Source organism: Actinomycetes bacterium (genome assembly GCA_036000965.1).
In the GTDB taxonomy this organism is placed as follows: domain Bacteria; phylum Actinomycetota; class CALGFH01; order CALGFH01; family CALGFH01; genus DASYUT01.
Genome location: DASYUT010000108.1, coordinates 22593 through 45640, shown reverse-complemented (window position 1 = coordinate 45640; position 23048 = coordinate 22593). Strand labels below are relative to the sequence as shown.

General features: G+C 72.3%; 17 protein-coding genes. 2 read left to right on the top strand and 15 right to left on the bottom strand.

Going from position 1 to position 23048, the window contains the following annotated elements:
* Nucleotides 1–8 precede the first annotated feature (8 nt).
* From VG276_08505 to VG276_08450, 12 genes are all read right to left on the bottom strand, one after another.
* On the bottom strand, nt 9–1229 hold the full coding sequence (locus VG276_08505; GenBank protein HEV8649433.1) for a type II secretion system F family protein: 1221 nt from the start codon (nt 1227–1229) through the stop codon (nt 9–11).
* Nucleotides 1230–1239: 10 nt separating this feature from the next.
* Nucleotides 1240–2691 carry a PilT/PilU family type 4a pilus ATPase gene (locus VG276_08500; GenBank protein ID HEV8649432.1) on the bottom strand — a complete coding sequence of 484 codons (1452 nt, stop codon included), beginning with the start codon at nt 2689–2691 and terminating at the stop codon, nt 1240–1242.
* A gap of 337 nt (nt 2692–3028) precedes the next feature.
* Complete coding sequence (locus VG276_08495) at nt 3029–5836, bottom strand: DUF499 domain-containing protein (protein ID HEV8649431.1); 2808 nt, start codon at nt 5834–5836, stop codon at nt 3029–3031.
* A gap of 132 nt (nt 5837–5968) precedes the next feature.
* Nucleotides 5969–8641: a DUF1156 domain-containing protein gene (locus VG276_08490; protein HEV8649430.1), complete on the bottom strand. Its 2673-nt coding sequence runs from the start codon at nt 8639–8641 to the stop codon at nt 5969–5971.
* Nucleotides 8632–9711: an NYN domain-containing protein gene (locus tag VG276_08485; protein HEV8649429.1), complete on the bottom strand. Its 1080-nt coding sequence runs from the start codon at nt 9709–9711 to the stop codon at nt 8632–8634. Before VG276_08485 ends, VG276_08490 begins: the two co-directional genes overlap by 10 nt.
* A 230-nt stretch (nt 9712–9941) precedes the next feature.
* Nucleotides 9942–10925: a hypothetical protein gene (locus VG276_08480; protein HEV8649428.1), complete on the bottom strand. Its 984-nt coding sequence runs from the start codon at nt 10923–10925 to the stop codon at nt 9942–9944.
* Between the two features lie 2 nt (nt 10926–10927).
* Entirely contained in the window at nt 10928–11986 is a 1059-nt protein-coding gene (gene mltG, locus VG276_08475; protein HEV8649427.1) for an endolytic transglycosylase MltG, read from the bottom strand.
* Nucleotides 11983–12453 (bottom strand): Holliday junction resolvase RuvX, encoded by a 471-nt coding sequence (ruvX, locus tag VG276_08470; protein ID HEV8649426.1) that lies wholly within the window; start codon nt 12451–12453, stop codon nt 11983–11985. The genes mltG and ruvX overlap by 4 nt, the downstream gene beginning before the upstream one ends.
* 22 nt (nt 12454–12475) lie before the next feature.
* Nucleotides 12476–15148: an alanine--tRNA ligase gene (gene alaS, locus VG276_08465; protein ID HEV8649425.1), complete on the bottom strand. Its 2673-nt coding sequence runs from the start codon at nt 15146–15148 to the stop codon at nt 12476–12478.
* 61 nt (nt 15149–15209) lie between these two features.
* Entirely contained in the window at nt 15210–15458 is a 249-nt protein-coding gene (locus tag VG276_08460; protein ID HEV8649424.1) for a hypothetical protein, read from the bottom strand.
* A 169-nt stretch (nt 15459–15627) separates the two neighbouring features.
* Entirely contained in the window at nt 15628–16020 is a 393-nt protein-coding gene (locus VG276_08455; protein HEV8649423.1) for a DUF948 domain-containing protein, read from the bottom strand.
* On the bottom strand, nt 16017–17456 hold the full coding sequence (locus VG276_08450) for a replication-associated recombination protein A (GenBank protein ID HEV8649422.1): 1440 nt from the start codon (nt 17454–17456) through the stop codon (nt 16017–16019). The genes VG276_08455 and VG276_08450 overlap by 4 nt, the downstream gene beginning before the upstream one ends.
* A gap of 106 nt (nt 17457–17562) precedes the next feature.
* Here VG276_08450 and VG276_08445 point away from each other — a divergent pair, with 106 nt between their 5' ends.
* The gene (locus VG276_08445; GenBank protein ID HEV8649421.1) at nt 17563–17841 is read left to right on the top strand and encodes a hypothetical protein; all 279 of its coding nucleotides are present in this window, start codon (nt 17563–17565) and stop codon (nt 17839–17841) included.
* Between the two features lie 360 nt (nt 17842–18201).
* On the opposite strand, the gene aspS is transcribed toward VG276_08445, so the two are convergent.
* Together aspS and VG276_08435 are read right to left on the bottom strand one after the other, a co-directional pair.
* Complete coding sequence (gene aspS, locus VG276_08440; protein ID HEV8649420.1) at nt 18202–19962, bottom strand: aspartate--tRNA ligase; 1761 nt, start codon at nt 19960–19962, stop codon at nt 18202–18204.
* Nucleotides 19963–20298: 336 nt separating this feature from the next.
* Nucleotides 20299–20970 (bottom strand): MBL fold metallo-hydrolase, encoded by a 672-nt coding sequence (locus VG276_08435; GenBank protein HEV8649419.1) that lies wholly within the window; start codon nt 20968–20970, stop codon nt 20299–20301.
* Between the two features lie 423 nt (nt 20971–21393).
* Here VG276_08435 and VG276_08430 point away from each other — a divergent pair, with 423 nt between their 5' ends.
* Nucleotides 21394–22191 carry a peptidylprolyl isomerase gene (locus VG276_08430; GenBank protein ID HEV8649418.1) on the top strand — a complete coding sequence of 266 codons (798 nt, stop codon included), beginning with the start codon at nt 21394–21396 and terminating at the stop codon, nt 22189–22191.
* Here VG276_08430 and VG276_08425 read toward each other — a convergent pair.
* Nucleotides 22184–22963 (bottom strand): class I SAM-dependent methyltransferase, encoded by a 780-nt coding sequence (locus tag VG276_08425; GenBank protein ID HEV8649417.1) that lies wholly within the window; start codon nt 22961–22963, stop codon nt 22184–22186. The two genes, VG276_08430 and VG276_08425, sit on opposite strands and share 8 nt — an antisense overlap.
* Between the last annotated feature and the right edge of the window lie 85 nt (nt 22964–23048).

Sequence of the window (23048 nt, the reverse complement as noted above, 5' to 3'; positions counted from 1 at the left end):
GCAGGCCCTTACTTCACAAGGTTCACGATCTGGAACATCGGTAGGTACAGGGCAATCACCATGCCGCCGACGGCGGCGCCCATGACCGCGATCAGGATCGGCTCGATGAGGCTGGTGAGAGCGTTGACGGTCGCCTCGACCTCCTGGTCGTAGAAGTCGGCCACCTTGGCGAGCATCGTGTCGAGGGCGCCGGTCTCCTCCCCGACCGCCATCATCTGCACGACCATGGGCGGGAACACCGTGTGCTTCTCGAGCGGGGCGGCCAGGCTCTCGCCCTCCCGGACCGAGTCCTGCACGTCCTTGATGGCCTTGGCCATGACACCGTTGTTGACGGTGTCGGAGACGATCTCGAGCGCCTGCAGGATCGGCACGCCCGACCGGAACAGGGTGGCCAAGGTGCGCGAGAAGCGCGACAGCGCGGTCTTGTGGAACAGCGGGCCGAACACCGGCGCCTTGAGCTTGAACGCGTCCATCCGGTAGCGGCCGGACGGGGTGGTGAGCCAGCGCTTGAAGCCGAACGTGCCCAGCGCGATGCCGACGAGCACGAAGACGAAGAAGCGCTTGACCACGTCGGAGATGCCGACCAGCATCCTTGTGGGCAGCGGCAGGGTGCCGCCGAGCTGCGCGTACAGGTTCTTGAACATCGGCACGATGAAGATGAGCATCGCGCTCACGATGAGCAGCACCATCGCGAACACCACGACCGGGTAGGTCATGGCCGACTTGACCTTGCCGCGCAGCTCCACCTCCTTCTCGAGGGTCTCGGCGACCTTGAGGAGCACCTGGTCGAGGAAGCCGCCGACCTCCCCGGCGCGGATCATCGAGACGTAGAGCCGGTTGAACACCTTCGGGTGCTGGCCGAGGGCGACCGAGAGCGCGCTGCCCTGCTCGATCTCGTTGCGGACCTCACCGATGACCCTGGCCAGGCCCTTGTTCTGGGTCTGCTCGGCGAGGATCGACAGCGCCCGCAGCAGCGACAGGCCGGAGTTGATCATGGTGGCGAACTGGCGCGAGAACACCGCCAGCTCCTTCGGCTTCACCCGGCTGGACCCGGGGAGCCTGATCTCCATCTTCAGGCCGTTCTGCCTGGCGACCTCGATGGACACGGGCGCGTAGCCCATCTGGCGCAGGCGGGAGGCGACCGCGCCCTGGCTGTCAGCCTCGAGCGTGCCGTCGAGCATCTTGCCCTGCTGGTCGCGGACCTTGTAGACGAAGGTCGTCTGGGCCACGGCGGCCTCCTTATCCCGCCCGCCCGCAGAGGCGGTTGAAGTCCTCCACGTGGTGGCAGCGTTCGAGCCCGAGGTCGTAGCTGATGCGGTACCTGCCGACCAGGTCGGCCAGGGACTGGTCCATCGTCTGCATGCCGTGTCGGCCACCCGCCTGCATGGCCGAGTAGATCTGGTGGGTCTTGCCCTCGCGGACGAGGTTGCGGATGGCCGGGGTGGCCACCATCACCTCGACCGCGACCGCCCGCCCGGAGCCGTCGGCGGTCGGGACCAGCTGCTGGCAGACCACGCCTTGGATGGCCCCGGCGAGCTGCACCCTGACCTGCTGCTGCTGGTTGGTCGGGAACACGTCGATCACCCGGTCGACGGTCTGGGGGGCGTCCTGGGTGTGCAGGGTGGCGAACACGAGGTGGCCGGTCTCGGCCGCGGTGAGCGCGATCGAGATGGTCTCCAGGTCGCGCATCTCGCCGACCAGGATGATGTCGGGGTCCTGGCGCAGGACGTGCTTGAGCGCGGACGCGAACGACTTGGTGTCCTCGCCCACCTCGCGCTGGTTGACCAGGCAGCGCTTGTGGGTGTGGAGGAACTCGATGGGGTCCTCCACGGTCATGATGTGGTCGGTCCGCTCGCGGTTGGCCAGGTCGACCAGGGAGGCCAGGGTGGTCGACTTGCCCGACCCGGTCGGCCCGGTGACCAGCACGAACCCGCGGGGCAGGCGGGACAGGTTGGCCACCTGGGGAGGGATGCCGAGGGCTTCGAGCGGTTTGATCTCCACCGGGATGAGCCGGAACGCGGCCCCGACGGAGTCCCTCTGGAAGTACACGTTGAGCCGGAAGCGGGCCCGGCCGGGCAGGTTGTGGGCGCAGTCCAGCTCGAGGTCGCTCTCGAGCTTCTCGCGCTGGCGCTGGGTGAGGATCGAGTAGACCATCGTCCGGATCTCGCCGGGCACCAGCACCGGGTAGCGCTCGAGCTGGTCGAGACGCCCGTGGACGCGCACGGCCGGTCTGGCCCCGGCCGTCAGGTGCAGGTCGGACGCGCCCGCGTCGAGCATCGCCTCGAGCAGCTCGGTGATGGTGACCCGCACCTCGGGCTCCTCGCCCCGGCCCCGTGCCCCGGTCCCGGCCGGCCGGGCACTCCTCGGGCCAGGCGGCGGGGGGGACGCGTAGGGCGGGGCACTCCCCGGGGTCGGGGGGGATTCGTGGGGCGGGGCACTCCCCGGGGTCGGCGGCCCAGAGGACGGAGCGCTGCCCGAGCCCGGCGGTCCCTGGGGTGGACTCTGGCGCACGCCGGTGGCGGCCGGGGGCGAGCCGCCGGTCGCGGCGAGTGCCTGCTCGTCGAGCAGGCCGAGGTCGAGCAGGGCCTGGGCGAGCGGTTTGCCGGCGGCCTCGGCGTGGCGGGCTGCTCGGCGCAGGTCCTCCGCGGGGACCGGGCCGTTGGCGAGCAGATGCTCCAAGAGCGCGTCCATCGGTATGCCTACCCCTCGGGTCGCCTGGCCGGTCCGGTGGGCAGCCCGGGTCGCCGGCCGCCGTACCTCATGTCGGCCGCTGGCCGGAGGGCCTTGAACGAGACCGCCCGGAGAATCGCGGCCGTTTCGTCATCGCCTGGTCTCCTGACGCGACGCGGCCCCGGCATGCTGGCGGCGAGGACGGCGAGGACGGCTCGAGCTCAGGACCGCGAGGTCGAGCTACCGTAGCTGTCACCAATCAGGCGAGTGACTATGCAAGCCCCATTCGCTGCCTGATCAGGACGAGCAGTTCGATCCAGGCTTCTACGTGCCGACGGTTGAGGGTCTGCGGTGAGCTTCACGAGAGTTCCAGGTGGATGTCGGTGTCGTCGACGCCACCTTCCTCGAGCGGCTCGATGACCCCGTTGGTGAGCTGACTACGCAGAAAGCCCTCGTCCCTTGCGAGCACGCGGACCGTGAGCTCGATGTCCATCGTGCTCGAGTGTTCGCGGAGCCACGAGAGCGCTCGGGTGAGGCCGTACAGCGCGCGTCCCTCCAGCCGTACCCGCAACGCAAGAGTTGTGATCCGGTCGGTCGGACCGACCGGGCGAGGTGGCGGCGCTGGCGGCGTGAACAGGTCGCCGCCCGGCTGAGAGCCGTCGCCATCCGGTTCTGGCGGCCCGGCGTCGCCGGCGACGGGTGGGGGTGCGACCAGGGACTCGGCGAGTTCGGCGGTGAGGATCGCGGCGTCGCCGCTCAGATCGATTTCCCCCACCGGCAGCAGCTCCCGGAAGCGCACGAGCTTCGGGTCACGTACCTTGGCGGTACCGTACACGACCTCGAGTCCGGTGGCATACGCAAACCGGCCGTCCCCGACACCCCGGAAGATGGCATCGGCGATCGCCGCGGTGCTCCACAGCTTGGTGAACTCGAAGTAGCTGAAGAACCAGTCCACCAGGTCGGCGCAGCGGACCACCGGGCGGTCCGGGCCCAGCCCGGCCAGCGCGACCAGCTTGTCGACGGTAAGGTGGTCGAACACTCGGTGCTCGAGCGCGGCGCGGACCCGCTGGTCGAGGGAGCGGCCGGCGGCAAGCAGGGAGCGGAGGTCGACCTCGTCGAGCCGGTACGGTCCTGACCCGCTCGACGCCCGCACCGGCACGACGGCGCGGCCGTAGGCCCGGGCGAGCGTGGCGCCGAGGTCGCGCTCGGCGCCCTCGAGCTTCTCCTTCAGCTCGGCGACCTGCTCCGGGCTGAAACCGAGCTGCGCCCGACGCTTGAGCAGGGACTCAGCCGCGAGCAGCAGGCGCGCGGACGCCCGGGCGCGGTCGAACTGGGCGCCATCGGGCAGGACGAAGCCGACCGCGTTGCGGTAGTCACGGCTCCGGCCGGGGGTGCCTTCCACGAAGCGGGTAAGTGGCTGCTCGCCTTGGCTCCAGTCCGGGTGCAGGTAGGCGAGCGTGAACGCGGGCACCTTGTCGCGCACCTTCTCGGGACTGTCCGGCCATACGAGCGCATTCCGGGCGTCGCCCAACTCCTCCTCGAGTGCGGCGCGGACCCGCTCGAGGACCTCCAGGGCCAGAAACTTGTTGGCCTCGTCGCGCACGAGCTTGGTCAGGTTCGGGACCGGCTCGAAGCGGTACCGCCGGCCGGTGTAGTGGAGGAACAGCTCCTCCTCGCGCAGGTCGTGCAGGGCCGCAACGACGACGTTGCGGTCCAGCCCGGGTACGAGCGTCGCCGTGACGAGGTCGCTCTCGAGCACGCCCTTCTCCTCGCCCTCGCGCGTGCCGAAGCTGTAGAGCATGATCGCGGTGGCCATGCGCGTGCCAACTCGGAGCTGCGCCAGCGCCGGGGCGTCCGCGCCGATGCGCCTGTCGACCACGGCAGCGCCGGAGCCGTCGGCGACGACGTCGCCGTCGAGGACGGCGGTGTAGCGCTCGCGCTCGCCGACCTGGCTGAAGAACGCCCCCCGGGCCGGCTCGTAGCTGAGGTCCACCTCACCGGGGCCGATGAGCGCGCTGTCGCTCCCTCGCTGCCACAGACCGTGGATGACGCTCGCCAGGAACTGGAGAGCGCCCCGGGTCCGCTGGTAGCTCGGGAGCGTGCCCCAGCGGTGGTACATCAGGTCGAGCAGCGCCGGGTGGAACGGGTACGAGGCGAGGATGCGCTCCTCGAGCCTCCGAGCCTCGACCGCTGCCTCCCGCCTGCCCTCGTCGGTCTCGGCCTGCGCCTGGAGTTGGCGCTCGATCAGGTCGGCATAGGCCGTGGCGACCTCACGGCGCACGGCCGGGTCGCCCGGGTCGGCGAACAGGCGCCGCTGCACCACCCGCATGACCTCGTCGCCGGAGACCGGCTCCCTCTTGGCGTCGATCCGGCTGACCAGGTGGTCGAGCTGGCTGAGCAGGCCCTCCGCCCCGACCGCCTCGCCGACGCTGGCCTGCAAGCTGTAGACCATGGCGGTGCACGGCCGGGTGTTGACCACCTCGGTCAGCGCCTGGACGAACAGCATCGCCTGCCGCCCCAGCGTGGAGTCCCCACGGACGACCGCCATGGCCTTCTCGACATAGACCAGCACCTCGTCGAGCAGCAGCAGCACCGGCCCCTCGCCGAGCACGCGATGCAGCAGGTCCCCGCCAGGCGCCACGCCCGTCCGGTCGTGCTCGGCGACCAGGTCGTAGCTGCCGAGCTGGGCAGCCAGCTCCCCCCAGAGGGTATGCGTCTCCTGCCCGTCGTCCGACCGGAACGGGTCCAGAGGATCCAGCTCCTCGCCGGAGAGGACGGCGACCCGCACGCGACCAGGATCGGCCAGGCCCGCCAGCTCGGCGATCCCCGCCGCCGCGTCCCGGTCGCGAGCCAGGTGCAGCAGCGCGACCAGCGTGTGGGTCTTGCCCCCGCCGAACGGGGTGCGGAGCTGCAGCACCTGGTCGCCCGGACCGCCCGCGAGCACCTCGAGCACGTCGGTCAGCAGCTCGCGCAGCTTCTCGGTGAAGTAGGTCGCGGCGAAGAACCGGTCCGGCCGGCCGTACACGTCCGGCACGCCTGGCCTGCGCCGGAACACCCGCGCGAGGTTGACGGCGTAGGTCCCCATGTCCAGCGCGCCGCCGGCCACGTCCTGGTTGGGCTGCGCGACGTCGGTCCAGGGAACCAGGCGGTAGGCGGTGCTCGGCATCGGTGCAGCCTCCAGGGTCACGACGGATGCGGGCAAGCCTACCCGGGAACTCGGACGACCTGGAAGGATGGCACTTGGCGCGCAAGCGAAGCGGCAGACGCGATACTCGCTTGGTTGGGTTGCTGGGTGAGGCTAGCGGAACAGGTTGTCGTCGATCAGCCGGCGCCAGGACACCAGCAGGCGCTCTGCGGCGGCCGCCTCGGGCGCCTTGCCGTTGTCGAGCTTGGAGCGGAGCGCCTTGCCAGCGAGCGCCTGGATCACGGTGCGCAGCAGGTCCACGTCTGGCCGGGTACCAGCCAGGTAGTCCTTGAGCTCCCCGGAGTGGTACTCGGCCCGCCAGAGGATGCCGTGGGCGACGTCGATCAGCGGCGGGCGACCCGGTCCAAGCTCGTCCGGGACGCCGAGGTGCGCGTCGGAGCCGCGCTCCTCGAAGTCGCGCAGGGCGACGGTGGATCCCTTCTTGGCAACCAGCGGGTTGCGGCCCGCGGTCAGGCCGCGCGGCTCGTCCAGCTCCACCCCGGTCATGTAGGCGAGGTTATTGGCCTCGGCGAATGGCACCGATCCATAGCCGTAGCTGAACTGGCCCGCGATGTAGAAGCGGGTGGCGGGGTCGGCGCCCGCGAGCCCGCCGAAGATGGCATCGAGCACGCGGTTCTGCACCAGCACCAGGAACCGCTCCGCGTCGAGCGGCTCGCCGTTCTCCCGCTCCACTCGCTCGTAGCGCGTGAACGGCCGCAGCCCCGCCCCGACCGTCGCGATGACGAGGTCTGACCCGGAGATCCCCGCTTCGGTAAGGCGATCCAGCCGCTCGCGGATAACCTCGTCCAGCTCCGCCAGGACCTCTGCCTCGACGCCGGGGGCGACGCCGGGGGCCCGCTTCCGGGCGACCAGGAAGATGGAGGAGGCAAGGCTTGCAGTCCCCTGCCCGATCGACCGTGCGGGCATCTCGGTGTCCAGCGGCCACGCCTCGGTGATCTCAAACCCAGCCTGCCGCAGCGCATCCACCAGCGTCGACCAGCCGAGCGTCGTCTTGTGGGCGTAGATGCAGACCAGCGGCGCGCCCGGCTTGAGCACGCGGTGGGCCTCTGCGAACGACCGCGCCATCATTTGCTCGTAGAACCTGCGGGCTTCCCCCCGATCGCCGTGGTGGCGGTAGGGCGCGACCACTGCCTCGTTCCGCTTTGGCGCCAGCTCGCCGCCGAGATCGTCGGGATAGAGGAATCCGACCGAGCGCTTGAGCCAGACGTAGAAGAAGTCCGAGAGGTCAGCGTAGCTGATGTTGTCGTAATAGGGCGGGTCGGTGATGACAGCGTCCTGGGATGCTTCCGGAAGCGGCAGTGAGGTGGCAGAAGAACGGATCACCACACTCCGACGCGGAACGTTGGCCAACCCCTGCATGATCTCGGCAGTGATGTCTACGTTGCTGCTCGCATCGCCCGCAGCCCCACCAAACGGTGCAGGTTCGACGAAGTCCCACACCATGGGCAAGGCTTGGCGTGCGAACGTATTCATCGCAGTCTCGTTTCCCACGTCCCACCGACACAGCGTGCCGCCCCGGTCGGCAAGACGATCCAACGTCAGGCCAAGGCAACACGCCACCGCATCCGCGCGCTCCGCGTCCACCCCCGACGCGACCATCTCCTCGTGCGTCTGGCGGACTCCTGCGGCGAGCGTGCTGAGGGTAAGAAGCTGGCGCGAGGTGAATAGGTCACGGAAGCGAGTTAAGCCATACTGTGGCACCCAAAAGTTCTTCGTATCCTTCGCCGGCAGTAGCTCGTCCAGCGGCATGACATCGAGCGCCTTGAGCCGGCGGTCGCACTCGGCGTCGTCGGGGAGGGGGTAGGACCCGGCGGGCAGGTAATCCCGGCCGCGGCCAGACGGCTTGAGGACCGCCGCAGCTAGAGGGACGACGTCCATGCGGCCGGCCACGCCCTCGGCCTTGACGTGGTCGGCATCGACCGTGGCGCCGCAGATCGGGCAGGTGGCCTGGCCGCGGCTGGACCCGGCGGCGGGGTTGAAGCCGAGGCCCGACTCCGACGCCGCCTCGGCCAATTCGTAGCGCACCGACAGGCTGGCCCGGTCGATGACCGTGCGCAGGGCGACGGCACGCCCGCGCTTGCGGGCGAGCCAGGTTTGGCGCACCAGGGGCACACGGTGCTCGGCAAGAGCGGGGTTGGGGCAGCGCACCGTGCGTGTCCACAGGTAGGCGAGCGGACGGCGGGCACCCCCGTCGGCGCCGTTGTCGAGCCGCTGCTGCCCGCTCCCCGGACCGACCGGCGGATAGAGGTCGGCGAGCTGCTCCCAGGCGCGTGCGACCCAGACGCGGCCCCAGCGGCGGACGTCGTCGGCGAGGCCGGGGAAGCGCTGGGGGAACTCGAGCATGCAGCGCTCGATCAGGTGCGCGACCGGGTTCAGCTCGACCGCGGTGGCCTCGCAGCCCAGGCGGGCGGCTTCCAGCGGTATCGCGCCACCCCCTGCGAACATGTCGAGCACCTTCGGGGGGACGCCGCCGTTGGCGGCGAGCACCTCTTGCCGGGCCTGGTCGATGGTGCGCTCAGGGCCACCCCAGCGGCACAGGGCGGTGAAGAACGCCGCCTCCTCGGCCGGGGTGCGACCCCGCCCCTCGGCAGGCACGAGCGCGGCGTACACGGCGGCCCGCGCGGCGGCCAGCGGGCGCCGGGCCCACCACAGGTGGAGCTTCCGGGGGTGGTGGGCGGCGTGTCCGATCTTCTCCCGCTGGGCGACCTGGTTGATCGCCTCGATCGGGAGCACGTCCTCGATCAGCCGGCGGCCGTTCAGCGGCACAGCTCCTCCTCGATCTCGTCGATGGCAAAGCTCGCCCAGCATGTGCGCTGCAGCTCGTGCCCGCGGTGGCGCCAGGCGGCGTTGACCACCTTGACCCCGCGCTCCTGCACGCGCTCGACCGCCGGGACGAAGTCGGCGTCGCTGGTGACGAGGATCGCCACGTCGTACGCGTCCTCCCAGGCCAGGGAGAGGAGGTCGGTGACGATGGCACTGTCCACACCTTTCTCAGGTCGGCGGACGTAGGGCTCGCCGCAGTTCGGGCAGGCGCCGGTGGCGACCTTGCAGAGCCGGCAGTGGATCGAGTCGCGGCGGGCGCGGCGGTCATACACCCTGACCGTGTAGCTGGGGAAGCGACTGATGGTTGCTGTCAGCCACCGACGCAGGTTGGCGTCGGCGTCCGGGTCCACCGATGCGTAGAGGGTCGTCCGCTCAAGGGTGAGATTCGCGTCGGCACCCACCGTCTCGAAGAGTTCACCGGTGTGTCGTACGAGCGCGCGGGGCAACTCTCGCCAGTCGCAACCCTTGCCGATGGTCCGGTTCCAGGCAAGCTGGAAGTTCCAGTAGTCGATGAAGACCCGGACCCGGTTCACGCGCACCCCCCTCCCTCGACCCGCCAGGCGGCAAAAGATACGGGGAGCCGCCAGCGGGCTCCCCGGGGGTCGAATACGCAGCGAAGCTGACTCCGCTGCGGGAGGTTGATACGGCAATGGTAGCGACCCTGGCGTCCCTGTCAAGCCCGCCTCGATCTGGTGGGGCAGCCCGCGGATGCCGCTGAGGGAGACCGCGAAGCAGGGGTCGTGGGCGAACGCGAGCCGGATGCGATGGCTCTCGACCCAGCGGAAGAGATCCTGAGCTGCGACCACGGAGATCGCGACGGGGGCTTGGTCGAGCGCCTCGGCGAGCTCGGTGCCGGTGAGCGTGGTCTCGTCCGGCACGCCGGCCACGGTGCGCACTCGCAAGAGGTACAGGTCCTCACCGATCAGCTCGGCGACCTCGATGCGCACCGGAGCAGGGAAGTGCCCACGCAGTTCGACCTGACGATTGCGGGCCTGCCCACAGAGGTCGGCCATCACGTGCCCGCACGTGGACGGCGCTCCATGACAGGCTCACACCTCCGGGTTCGTGGCCGCTTGAGCGAGCGTGGAACCTACCATCGCGATTAGGGCGAGCCTAGCGAAGGGCCAGCCTGTGGATGGTCATTCGCTCCTCCCCCGCTCGAACTACCTGCACCAAGAGCGTCTACCTGCTCGTCGTTCAATTGGATGTCGATCAGGCACCGCCCAGGCTCTACCCGGAGGGCCTACCGCAGGGCGAGGCCGACCGCGGCGGCCATGGCCGCGAGGTCGGCGCGGGCGCCGGTGTGGCGGGTCATCGCCTCGGCGGCCTGGGCGCAGAGCATGCCGAGCCCGTCCACGGCGGCGCGGGCCCCGGCGGCCCGGGCCGCGGCGACCAGGCCCTGGGCGTGCAGCCCGTAGTTCAGGTCGAGCAGGCGGACGCCTGGGACGAGCTTGTCCTGGCCGGGCACGGGCTCGCCCCGGGCGGTCAGGGTGGTCGCCTGGACGACCACCCTTGCCCGGCCGACCAGGTCCGCGGCCGCGTCCCAGCCGAGCCTGGCCGCGCCGGGGCCGGCCAGGCGGGCGACGAGCGTCACCCGGGCCGGGTCGCGCCCGACCACGGTGAGCGGGCTGGTCGGCAGGGCGCGGCCGGCACGAGCCTCGGCCAGGCGGGCCCACGCGAGCGCGACGGCCAGCGCGGCCCCGCCGGTGCCGAGCAGCACGGCCGGACCGCCGCCGTCCCAGCCACCACCGGGTGGCACGGCCGGGTCGGCACTGTCCCAGCCGCCGCTGTCCCAGCCGGCACTGTCCCAGCCGGCACTGTCCCAGCCGGCACCGTCCCAGCCACCGCCGGGTGGCACGGCCGGGTCGCCGCCGCGCGCCAGTCCGAGCTGGCGGTCGAGGGCCCAGAGCACGCCGGCCACGTCGGTGTTGCCGCCGACCAGGCCGCCGTACGCCGGCCACACCGTGTTCACCGCGGCGAGCGCGTCGGCGGGGGGCTCCAGCCGGTCGACCAGGGCCGCCGCCGCCTCCTTGTGGGGGGTGGTGAGGTTGACCCCGGCCAGCTCCCCCGAGCGGACCAGCCCGAGCCCCGCGGGCAGCTCCTCGGGCCGGGTCGGGCGGGCCTCGTAGCGCCAGCCGTGGAGACCGGCGGCCTGGTAGGCGGCCTGGTGGAGCCGGGGGGAGAGGGTGTGCGCGAGCGGCCAGCCGAGCACAGCGGCAACGGGCATGCTCACGCCACCCCGTCGGCCTTGGCCTGCTCCTTGAGCTTGAGGAACTGCTGGTAGTCGGCCGTGAAGGCGCTGCGGCCGTCGGCCGCCACGACTACGTAGTAGAGCCAGTTGGCGTTGGACGGCTGCAGCGCGGCCTGGATGGACTCCTCGCCGGGCGAGGCGATCGGGGTCGGGGGCAGGCCGACGTTGCGGTAGGTGTTGTACGGCGAGCCGATCTTGAGGTCCTCGAGGCTGAGCCGGGTCTTGACCTTGCCCCGCAGTCGCCAGGCGTACTGGATGGTCGCGTCGACCTGGAGCGGCATGTCGCGCCGGAGCCGGTTGTAGATGACGGCGGCCACCTTGGGCCGGTCGCCGGGCAGCTTCGCCTCCCGCTCGATCATGCTGGCCACGATGAGGATCTCGTAGGGAGTCAGCTTCACGCCGCCCGGGCGCGCGCTCAGGTCGTAGTTGGCGAGCACGGCCTGGAGCTGGTCGAGCATGGCCTGGACGACCGTTGCCGGGGTGTCGTCCTTCTTGATCTCGTAGGTCTGGGGGAACAGCAGGCCTTCGAGCGGCTTGCCCTTGGGCCGGTGGGGCGCGATCAGCTTCTGGCCGCGCATGGCGGCGAGGACCTCGGCCCGCTTGAAGCGGCCCACCGTCACCAGCTTCTCGACAATCTGGTTCTGGGTGAAACCCTCCGGGATGGTCAGCGCGATGCCCCCCGGCCCTTTGGCCATGATGTCGAGCACCTGGTCGACCGGCATCCCGGTGGCGAGCGAGTAGCTGCCGGGCCGGAGCGCGCTGTCCAGGCCGCGGTCGGCGGCCACCCGGCGGAAGCGCCCGGCACTGTCCACCACCCCGAGCCGCTCGAGCTCGGTGGCGATCTCCCGGGTGCCCTGGCCGGCGAGCACGGTCAGCGTGACCGGCTTGCCGGCCGCCACCTTCGGCCCGTCCCGGCCCCTGGTGAGCGTGAACGCCCCGTACAGCACGCCGCTGACCAGCACCAGGAAGGCAAGGACGACGACCAGGCCGCGGCTGCGGCGGCGCCTCCGCACCCGCCGTTCCACCCTCGTGGTCACCCGCGACCTCCTAGCTGCCGACCGGGCGCATCCTCCCCCGACCGCGCCCTGTCGAGCCAAGTCTGCAGGAAGAGGCTGGCGGCGACCTGGTCGACCACGGCCCGCCGGCCCTGGCGGCGGACGCCCCCCGAGATCAGCGCCCGCTCCGCCGCGGCGGTCGAGAGCCGCTCGTCGACCAGGTCGAAGACCAGGCCGGGCAGGAGCGGCCGGAGCTCGCCGACGTAGGCGCGCACCGCGGCGGCGGCCGGGCCCTCCCGGCCGGCCAGGGTGAGCGGGAGCCCGACCACCACCGTGGCCGCCTCCTGCTCGGCCGCGAGCCGGCCGAGGGCGCTCGCGTCCTCGGCCGGGCCGCGCCGCTGCAGCGTGGCCAGGGGCGAGGCGACCGTGCCGCTCGGGTCGGACACGGCGACGCCGAGCCGGCGGCTGCCGACGTCCAGGCCGAGGACGCGACCGGTCATCCGGGCCAGTGGCGACCCTGGCGGAGGGGAGTCACTGGAGCGCCTGCCCAGAGCCCCCGGCGTGGAGCGGCTCGATGCGCCGGCGCGCCTCGGCCCCGGCCACAGCCAGCGCCTCGGCCAGCCGCGACGGGTCCCGGCCGCCGGCGCTGGCCAGGTCGCCCTTGCCGCCCGCGCCCCCGCCGACCGCGCGCGCGGCCGGCGTCAGCACGTCGCGGGCGGCCAGGCCGCGGTCGGCCAGGTCCCTGGTGACCACGGCCACCAGCGCCGCCTTGCCGCTGGTGGTCGCGCCGAGGACCACCGCGCCCGGCCGGCCGGCGAGCCGGTCGCGCACGGCCGTGGCCATCCGGCGCAGCTCGTCGGCGTTGGCCTCCCCCACCTGCTCCACGACGTAGAAGGGGCCGGCACCGCCGCCCGCCCGGCCGGCCAGCTCGGCCGCCCGGGCCTCCAGGCCGGCCGCCTTCACCCGCTCGAGCTCCCGCTGGGCCTCGGCGAGCTGCTCGAGCTTGCGCCGGAGCTGCTCGGGCGCGTCCTCGGGCCGGCCCGCGCGCAGCAGCGCGGTCACCTCGGCGAGCAGGCGCCGCTCGAGGTCGGCGTAGCGGAGCGCGTCGAAGCCGGTGAGCGCCTCGACCCGGCGCAGGTTCGACCCGATGGACGACTCCCCCAGGATGCGGACGGGTCCGACCTGGCTGCCGTGGCCGACGTGGGTGCCGCCGCACAGCTCGCGGGAGAAGTCGCCGATGTCCACGATCCGCACGACCTCACCGTACTTCTCCCCGAACATGGCGATCGCCCCGGCCGCGACCGCCTCGGGCTGGGTCGCGTGCCAGACCCGGACCTCCGGGTCCTCGATCAGGTGGCGGTTCACCAACGACTCGACCTCGGCCAGCTCGTCGGGGGCCACAGCCGAGAAGTGGGCGAAGTCGAAGCGCAGGCGCCCGGCGTCGACCAGCGACCCCTGCTGCCTGGCGTGCTCGCCCAGCACCCGGCGCAGGGCCGCGTGCAGCACGTGGGTGGCCGAGTGGCTGCGCGCCACGGCCTCCCGCCGGGGCACGTCGACCTCGGCCAGGACCTCCTCGCCGGGACGCACCTTGCCGCTGGCCACCCGGGCGCTGTGGACGTGGAAGCCCTGCAGCCCGGGCCGGGTGTCGGTGACCTCGAGCACGGCCCCGTCGACGGTGCGGACGGTGCCGGTGTCCCCCACCTGGCCGCCGCCCTCGGCATAGAACGGCGAGCGGTCCAGGACCAGCTCGACCTGGTCGCCCTTTGCCGCGGCAGTCAGCTCCTCGCCGTCGTGCAGCAGCCCGAGGATGCGCGCCTCGGCGTCGGTGCGCTCGTAGCCGACGAAGGTGGTCGGCCCGAAGCGCGCGGCCAGGTCCCGGTACGCCTCGACCTTGCGCTGGGCGCCCGCGAGCTGCTTGCGGGCCTCCTTGGCCCGGCGCCGCTGGTCCTCCATGAGCACGGCGAAGCTGTCCCGGTCGACTGAGAGCCCGGCCTCCTCGGCCGCCTCCAGGGTGAGCTCCAGCGGGAACCCGTAGGTGTCGTGGAGCCGGAACGCGGTCTCGCCGTCCAGGACCGTGCCGCCCCGCTCCCTGGCGGTGGCGATGGCCGAGTCGAGCAGGGTCGAGCCCTGGCGCAGGGTGCGCGAGAACGACTCCTCCTCGCTTGCCACCACCTGGGTGATGAGCGAGCGCTGCTCGACCAGCTCCGGCCAGGCCTCGCCCAGGGTGTCGACCACCTGCGCGGTCACCGCGGGCAGGGCGAGGTCGTCCACGCCCAGCAGGCGGGCGTGGCGCACCGCCCGTCGCAGCAGCCGGCGCAGCACGTAGCCGCGGCCCTCGTTGGAGGGCAGGACCCCGTCGGCGATCAGGAAGCTGGCGGTGCGGGAGTGCTCGGTGACGACCCGGATCGACACGTCGGTGCGGTGGTCGCGGCCGTACGGCCGCTTGGCGACGTCCTGGACCACGTGCAGGATGGGGGTGTAGACGTCGGTCTCGAACAGGTTGGGGACCCCCTGCAGGACCATCGCCGTCCGCTCGAGGCCCAGGCCCGTGTCGATGTTCTTCTTGGGCAGCTCGCCGACGATGTTGTAGTCGTCATCGCGGATGTTCTGCATGAACACGAGGTTCCAGATCTCGAGGTAGCGCTCCGGGTCGACCGCAGGGCCGCCCTCCGTGCCATAGGCGGGGCCGCGGTCGTAGTGGATCTCCGAGCACGGGCCGCACGGGCCGGCCACGCCCATCGACCAGAAGTTGTCCTCCTTGCCGAGCCGCTGGATGCGCTCGAGCGGGATGCCGACCTCCTGCCAGTAGCCGACGGCCTTGTCGTCGTCGAGGTAGACGGTGGCCCAGAGGCGGTCGGGCTCGAGGCCGAAGCGCTCGGTGACCAGCTCGTGGGCGTAGGCGATGGCCTCGGCCTTGAAGTAGTCGCCGAACGAGAAGTTGCCGAGCATCTCGAAGAACGTCAGGTGCCTGCTGGTGAGGCCGACGTTCTCGATGTCGCCGGTGCGGGCGCACTTCTGCACGCTGGTGGCCCGGGTGAACTCGGGCAGCACCTCGCCCAGGAAGTAGGGCTTGAACTGGTTCATCCCCGCGTTGGTCAGCAGCAGGGTGGGGTCGTTCGGGATGAGCGAGCTGGAGGGCACCAGCCGGTGCCCGCGCTCGACGAAGTAGTCGGTGAACCGGCGTCTGATCTCCATCGAGTTCATGAGCTTGGACCTCGTTCGCTAGACGGAAGCCTTGGACTCCCCGCCGAACCAGGCCGAGGCGTCAGGTCGCCTCGTTCCCCGGTCCGGCGTGCTGAGCTCGCAGCTCCGCCTCGCGGTCAGCCATGGCCGAGCGGCCCTCCTCGAGCGCCTCGGCCAGCCTGACCCGCCACTCGCCGGCCGCCTCCAGCGTGCGCCGCCCGAGGGACGAGGGCGCGAGCCGCTCGGCCGTCCTGGATGCCCAGCGTACCGCCCCGACGCCAAGCGCCGCACCGGCGCCGACGCCGAGCGTCGCCCAGAACAGTCGCTTCACCGGGGCACCCCCGCGGGGCTCCCCGAACCCCTCCGGCACGTCACCGGGGCACCCCCGCGGGGCTGCCCGAACCCCTCCGGCGCTTCACCAGGGCATCCTCTGGGGTTCCCAGGCCCTTCCGGCGCCTCACCGGGGCACCCCCCTGGGGCTGCCCGAACCCGCCGGCACGTCATCGCCGGAACCGCCTGCGCCGCCGCTTGGTGGGCTGCCCCTCCTCGGTCGCCTTGCCCACCGCCTTGCGCAGCCCGTAGGCGAACGCGCTCAGCTTGACCAGGGGGCTGGAGATCGTGGAGGAGACGACGTTGACCATGCCGCCGACCGACGCCGCCACCGTCTCGGCGGTGGACAGGATGCCGTCGACCCGGGCGAGCTCCTGGTTGACCAGGCCGACGGTGGTGTTGACCTCGCCGAGCAGCGGCACGGTCTGCCTGGTCACCCCGTCGATCAGGTCCTTGGTGGAGTCGATGACCCGGAACACGTTCCAGAGCACCGCGCACAGGAAGATCACGGCCACGCCGACCAGCACGGCAACGGCGAACCAGGCGTAGTCGAGCATGCTCACGGGGTCGGCTCCTCGGGGTCGGGCGGGTCCGGTCGGGCGCGCCTCACCTCCCGGCGGACCGGCGGCTCGGGCGGCGTGCGACCGCCCGCCCGGTGCTTCCCGGAATCGCTGGGCGGTACGGCAGCGCGCAGTCTACCTCGTCGCTGCCAGGCGTCGGCCAACTGCGGCTCCCGCCCCTGGTCCGACGGGGTGTAGTAGCCGCCCCGGAGTCCCTCGGGCAGGTAACGCTGCTCCACCCAGTGGCCCGGCCGGTCGTGGGGGTAGACGTAGCCGGCGCCGATGCCGAAGGCCTTCTCGCCCGGGTGGCTGGCGGACTGCAGGTGGCCGGGGACCCGCCCGGGCCGGCCCGACTCGAGCTCGGCCTGGGCGGCCGCCAGGGCGAGGTAGGCGCTGTTGGACTTGGGCGCGAGGGCGAGGTAGACCACCGCCTCTGCCAGGTTGAGGCGGGCCTCGGGGAGCCCGATGAGCTCGAGCGCCTGGAAGGCGGCCACCGCCACCCCCAGCGCGGCCGGGTCGGCCAGGCCGACGTCCTCGCTGGCCGAGATGACCAGGCGGCGGGCGATGAACCGGGGGTCCTCGCCTGCGGCCAGCATACGGGCCAGGTAGTGCAGGGCGGCGTCGGGGTCGGAGCCGCGGATGCTCTTGATGAAGGCGCTGGCGACGTCGTAGTGCTGGTCGCCGGCGCGGTCGTAGACCACCCGGGGGCGCTGCAGGGCGTCCTCGATGTCGGCCAGGGCGATGCGCCGGTCGCCTCGCGAGGCGACCACCAGGGCGGCCGCCTCCAGCGCGTTCAGCCCGTGGCGGGCGTCGCCGTCGGCCCGGTCGACCAGGTGGGCGAGGGCGTCGTCGTCCAGGGCGAGGCCGCTGCCGCCCAGGCCGCGCTCGGGGTCGGCCAGGGCGCGGCGCAGGATCGTCTCGAGGTCCCGGGCGTCCAGGGGCTCGAGCCGGAACAGCAGCGAGCGGCTCATCAGCGGGGCGTTGACGGTGAAGAACGGGTTCTCGGTGGTCGCCCCGACCAGGACCACGGTGCGGTCCTCGACCCCGGGCAGGAGCGCGTCCTGCTGGGCCTTGTTGAAGCGGTGGATCTCGTCGATGAACAGGATGGTGCGCCGCCCGAGGGCGCCGAGCCGCTCCCGGGCCGCGGCGAGCACGGCCCGCACGTCCTTGACCCCGGCGCTGGTGGCCGACAGCTCCTCGAACTTCGAGCGGGTGGCGCCGGCGATGATGTGGGCGAGCGAGGTCTTGCCGGTACCGGCCGGCCCCCAGAGCACCACCGAGCGGAGCTCGTCGGCCTCGACCAGCGAGCGGAGCGCGCTGCCTGGGCCGAGCACGTGCCGCTGGCCGACGAACTCGTCCAGGGTGCGCGGGCGCATGCGGGCGGCGAGCGGAGCGCTGCCGCGCGCCTCCTCGTCCGCCCGGGCACTGAACAGATCCATGACCGGCCCATCCTACGTCCGCCGGGGTCGGGTGCATCGGGGAGAATGGGGTACCGCAACGGGGCCGGCCTGGCCTTGGCCCGCGACGAAGCGATCGGTGGTGCATGTGGAACCTGCTGACCAGCCGGCGGTCGAGGAGCCGACCGCGACGATCTACGACACCCAGCCCGACCCCGAGGCCAAGGTCGACGTCAGGCGGCTCCCCCAGCTCGTCCGGCACGGGCTGCGGATCCTGTCGGCCGACCGCATCTACGTGCTCGGCGACGGCCGCGTCCTGGAGACGGTCACGCACGAGGAGCTGCTACGGCGCGGGCAGACCTACGCCGAGCTGTTCACGCTGCATGCCGCCGCCTACCTGGAGGCGGCCCAGCCCGAGGACCGGTGACCAGCCCGAGGACCGGTGACCCCAGGGGCGACCGCTCCCCGGTGGACGTGGCGCGGCAGCGCTCCACGGTGCCGTCCCTGGTCGACGTTTGCACCTGCTCTCACGAAGAAAACAGGGTGGGGACCGCCCCGGCCGTTTCCGGTACCCCGGGTAGGGGTGCCTGCCGCGACCGTGAGCACGGTCCCCGACGTCGAAGTGTTGGCGCAAACGAAATGCCAGGTCACGTACACCGTCGGGCGCTGCCGCGAGCGGTATTCAATCACCGTCAGCCGGTCTGGGCAAGCCGAGGCTAGTCAGTTCACCCTAGCTTTCCCTAGTACTCGCGGATGCGCCAAACGTCCCACCCACCCGGGTGTGCGCTCACGGCTTCGCCAGATGCTTCAGCAGGACCTCAGCCAGCTGCTCGTCCGCCACCTCGCTGGGTGCGCCGGTCAGCGGGTCGGAGCCGGACTGGGTCTTGGGGAAGGCGATCACCTCGCGGATCGAGTCGGCCCCGAGGGCCACGCTCACCACCCGGTCAAGGCCGAAAGCGATCCCGCCGTGGGGCGGGGCGCCGAACGACAGCCCCCGCAGCAGGAAGCCGAACTTCCGCTCGGCCTCGTCCGGGTCGATGCCGAGCAGCTCGAACACCTTGCGCTGCACCTCGGCCCGGTGGATACGGATGCTCCCGCCGCCCAGCTCGACGCCGTTGAGGACCAGGTCGTAGGCGCGGGCGGTGGCCTCGGCCGGGGTGTCGGGGAAGGTCTCCTCCCACTTCTGCGCGGGCGAGGTGAACGGGTGGTGGGTCGCGTCCCAGCGCCCTGCCTGCTCGTCCCACTCGAACATCGGGAAGTCGGTGACCCACAGGAACGCCCACTGGCCCTCGGGCACCAGCCCGCGCTCGGCCGCCAGCCGGGTCCGCAGCTCGCCGAGGACCGTCTGGGCCAGCAGGGTCCGGTCGGCGACGATGAGCACCAGGTCCCCGGGGCTCGCGCCGGTCGCCCGGCGCAGCCCGGCCCGCTCGGGCTCGGAGAAGAACTTGTCCAGCGGCGACCGCAGCCCGTCCTGCTCGACCGCCACCCAGGCCAGGCCCTTGGCGCCCCGGCCCCTGGCCCAGCCCGACAGGGCGTCGACCTGCTTGCGGGTCAGGTCCGCGCCGCCGGGCACGACGATCCCGAGCACCGAGCCGCCCGCCTCGAGCGCCCCGGCCAGCACGCCGACCCCGGAGCCGGCGAACACCTCGCCGAGGTCGACCAGCTCCATGCCGTAGCGTAGGTCCGGCTTGTCGGAGCCGAACCGGCGCATGGCCTCGGCGTAGGGCATGCGCGGGAACGGTGTCGGCACCTCGACGCCCAGGACCTCGCGCCACACCGCGGCCATCAGCTCCTCGCTCAGCCCATAGACGTCCTCCTCGTCCATGAAGGACAACTCGATGTCGAGCTGGGTGAACTCGGGCTGCCGCTCGGCCCGCAGCGCCTCGTCCCGGAAGCAGCGCACGATCTGGTAGTAGCGCTCGACGCCGGCCACCATCAGCAGCTGCTTGAACAGCTGCGGTGACTGGGGCAGAGCGTAGAACTGGCCCGGCTGCAGGTGGGTGGGGACCAGGAAGTCGCGCGCCCCCTCCGGCGTGGAGCGGGTCAGATAAGGGGTCTCCACCTCCAGGAAGCCGCGCTCCTCGAGGACCCGGCGCAGCACCGAGTTGGTCCTGGCCCGGGCCGCGAGCGCCCGCCGCCCGGCCGGGCGGCGCAGGTCCAGGTACCGGTGGCGCAGCCGCAGGACCTCGTCGACCTCGACCCGGTCCTCGACCGGGAACGGGGGCGTGGCCGAGCGGGCGAGCACCTCCAGGTCGCTGGCCAGGACCTCGACCTCGCCGGTGGGCAGGTCCGGGTTCTCGTTGCCGGCCGGCCGCGGCATCACCATCCCGGTCACCCGGACGCAGTCCTCGGTCCGCACCTCGTGGGCGGCTGCCGCGGCCGCGGGCGCCTGCTCGGGGTGCACGACGACCTGGACGACGCCGGACGCGTCCCGCAGGTCGAGGAAGATGAGCCCACCGTGGTCGCGGCGGCGGGCGACCCAGCCGGCCAGGCGCACCTCCTGGCCGGTGTGGGTGACCCGCAGGCCGCCGCAGGCGTGCGAGCGCATGGCGCCCAGCAGGGGTTTCACGTGACTGGCTCCTTCTCACGGGTGTCTGAAAGATGTTGCCGGCAGCTCAGCTGACCGGAGTCCTCATTCGATGTGGGGGGAGCTCGCTCCCCCCACGGCCCCCCAACAGCGCCGGTGCCATGGGGACGGGGGAGCCGCGGGTGCACCAGGACACGCTCCCGCCACGGCCCCCCAAGAGCGCCGGTGCCATGGTCGGCCGATCCCGCCGCCACGGCCCCCCAACAGCGCCGGTGCCATGGTCGGGCCGGTCCCCCACGGCCCTCCAAGCGCGCCGGTGCCATGGTCGGGGTACTCGGCGGATCCATCGGACAGGCCTTAGACGGGACGGTGGGGTTGGCCGGGGACGAGGTCGGCCAGGAACGGGTTGGCGGCTCGCTCGCGCCCCACCGTGGTCCGCGGCCCGTGCCCGGGCAGCACCACGGTCTCGTCGGGCAGGGTGAGGAACCGGCCGGCGAGCGAGGCGAGCATCTGGGTCATCGAGCCCCCGGGGAGGTCGGTGCGGCCGATCGAGCCGGCAAAGACCAGGTCGCCGGCGAACAGGGTGTCAGCCGCGCGGAAGGTGACGTGGCCCCGGGTGTGGCCGGGGGTGTGGTCGACGGTGACCCGGAGGCCGGCCAGTTCGAGCACGTCGCCGTCGGCCAGGGGGCGGACGTCGTCGGGCTCCCCGAGCCGGAGCCCGGCGAAGAAGCCGCGCGTCTCCGGGGCGAGGCCGGCCAGGGGGTCGGTGAGCAGGTGCCGGTCGTCCGGGTGGATCCAGGCCGGGATGCCGCGCGCCCCGGCCAGCGGGGCCACCGACCAGACGTGGTCGAGGTGGCCGTGGGTGAGGAGCACGGCCACCGGCTGCAGGTGGTGCCTGGCGCACACCTCCTCGACCCCGGGCAGCGCATCCTGCCCGGGGTCGACGACGAGCGCCTCGGCGCCCGCCGAGGCGGCAACGAGGTAGCAGTTGGTCTGGAAGGTCCCGGCTGGGAATCCGGCGACGAGCATGGCGAAGCGGTCTCGGTCTGTAGGGGTTGGCGGGCGGCGGAGCCGAGTCTACCGGATCCACCCGCACCAGCCCGCTGGGTTTCGCGGGCCCCACACCCTGCGGGTCTGGGGCCCCACGCCCTGTGCGGAGCTTGGGGTCCCACGTCCTGTGTGGGTCTGGGGTCCCACGTCCTGTGCGGGTCTTGAGGTCCCACGTCCTGTGCGGATCTTGTGCCCGACACGCTGTGTGGGGCCGACGCCCTGTGCTGGGCCCTACGCCCTGTGCGGGGCCCCACGCCCTGTGCGGGTCTGGGGTCCACGCCCTGTGGCGGCGTCGACTAGACTCAAGGACGCGCGGCGAACGTCGTGGCCCGCTGGCCGGCGTGGCCGCGGCCACGCCACCAGTCTTTGCGTCACCGCTGGTCACCGCTGGAGGAAGTCCGCATGCCGAGTCCGAGTCAGACCCGCAGACGTGAGCTGGCGCGCCTGAAGGCGCGGCGGGACGCCGAGCGCCGCCGGGCGCAGCGACGCCGGGCCGTGTGGCTGTACGGCTCCCTCGGCGTGATCGCCCTGCTCGTGGTCGGGGTCGGCGGCTATCTGCTCACCTCGCGCCCGGCCGCCAAGCCGGCCAGCGCGGCCGGCCCCGACGCGCGGACGGACGCGCCCTCGGCCCCGGCCACCGTGGCCTGCGACGGCACGGTCCCGCCCAGGAAGCAGCGCCAGAAGCTCAACCGCGCGCCCAAGGCGAGGGCGCAGGCCAACCAGCGCTACGAGGCGGTGTTCCAGACCTCGTGCGGGGAGTTCAAGGCCCTGCTCGACCCCAAGGCCGCGCCGATCACCACGTTCAACTTCGTGTTCCTGACCCAGCGGGGCTTCTACGACTCGACCTGGTTCCACCGCATCGTGCCTGGCCAGGGCGGCCTCCATGTCATCCAGGGCGGCGACCCGGAGGGCACCGGGATGGGCGGGCCCGGGTACAGCATCCGGGACGAGCTGCCCAAGGGCAAGGCCCCGTACAAGAAGTACACCATCGCCATGGCCAACAACGGCACGCCCAACTCGGGCAGCAGCCAGTTCTTCATCTCCACCGCCGACAACCCCAAGCTGCCGCCCGACTACACGGTGTTCGGCAAGGTGATCGAGGGCCAGTCGGTGGTCGACCGGATCGCCAAGGTCCCGGTGAACAACGACAAGCCGACCGAGTCGGTCTGGATCGAGAAGCTGACGGTCCAGATCACCTGACCCCGAGCCGGCGGGCCTTCCAGATGGCCTCCAGGGGGAAGCGGCGGGCCCAGGCACGGGTGGCGGCGTCGCGGTAGGTGAGGGTCGCGTCGGGGCCCGGGCGGGGCTCGATCAGGTCCTCGACGGCCAGGCCGTTGGCGGCGAACAGCCGGACCCAGTCGCCGTAGGTGCGGTTGAACACGACCTCGTCGTCGCCCTCGTAGCGGTCCAGGCCGAAGTAGTCGTGCCGCAGCACCGCGCCGACCCGGTCCGCCTCGTCGTCGTAGCAGACCTCGTGCCAGGGGCTGAAGGCGGCGAAGGCGAGCAGCCCGCCTGGCCGCAGCACGCGGGCCGCCTCTGGCACGGTCCGCTCCGGGTCCGCGAAGCTCATCGCGCCGTGGTCGCAGAACACCACGTCGAAGCTCGAGTCGGCGAAGGGGACCCGCTCGCCGCTGGCGCGGACCAGCGGCACCTGCACCCCGGCCGCGCGCTGCCGGCGCCGGGCGTGGTCGAGCTGGCGGGCGGACAGGTCGAGGCCGACGGGACGCGCCCCGAGCGGCACGAGCGCGATCGACCACTGCGCGGCGCCGCAGCCGAGCTCGAGCAGGTCGAGGCCGTGCACGTCCCCGAGCACCCGCAGCTCGGCCTCGGGAACCCGCCACACGCCCCAGGCGAGCGGTTCACGGTCCAGCGCGCCGCCGTGGGCCTGCTGGTAGTCGTCGCTCCGGGCCTCCCAGCCGGCCAGGTTCTTGCGGGCGTGGGCGGTGAGGCCGCCAGGGTCGTCGGTCGCCATCGAGCCGACCCTACCACGCAGGTCCCGCCGCCGACGTGCTCGGCACCGGCCTGCGGCACGAACCTTGCCGCAGGCCGGGGAGGCC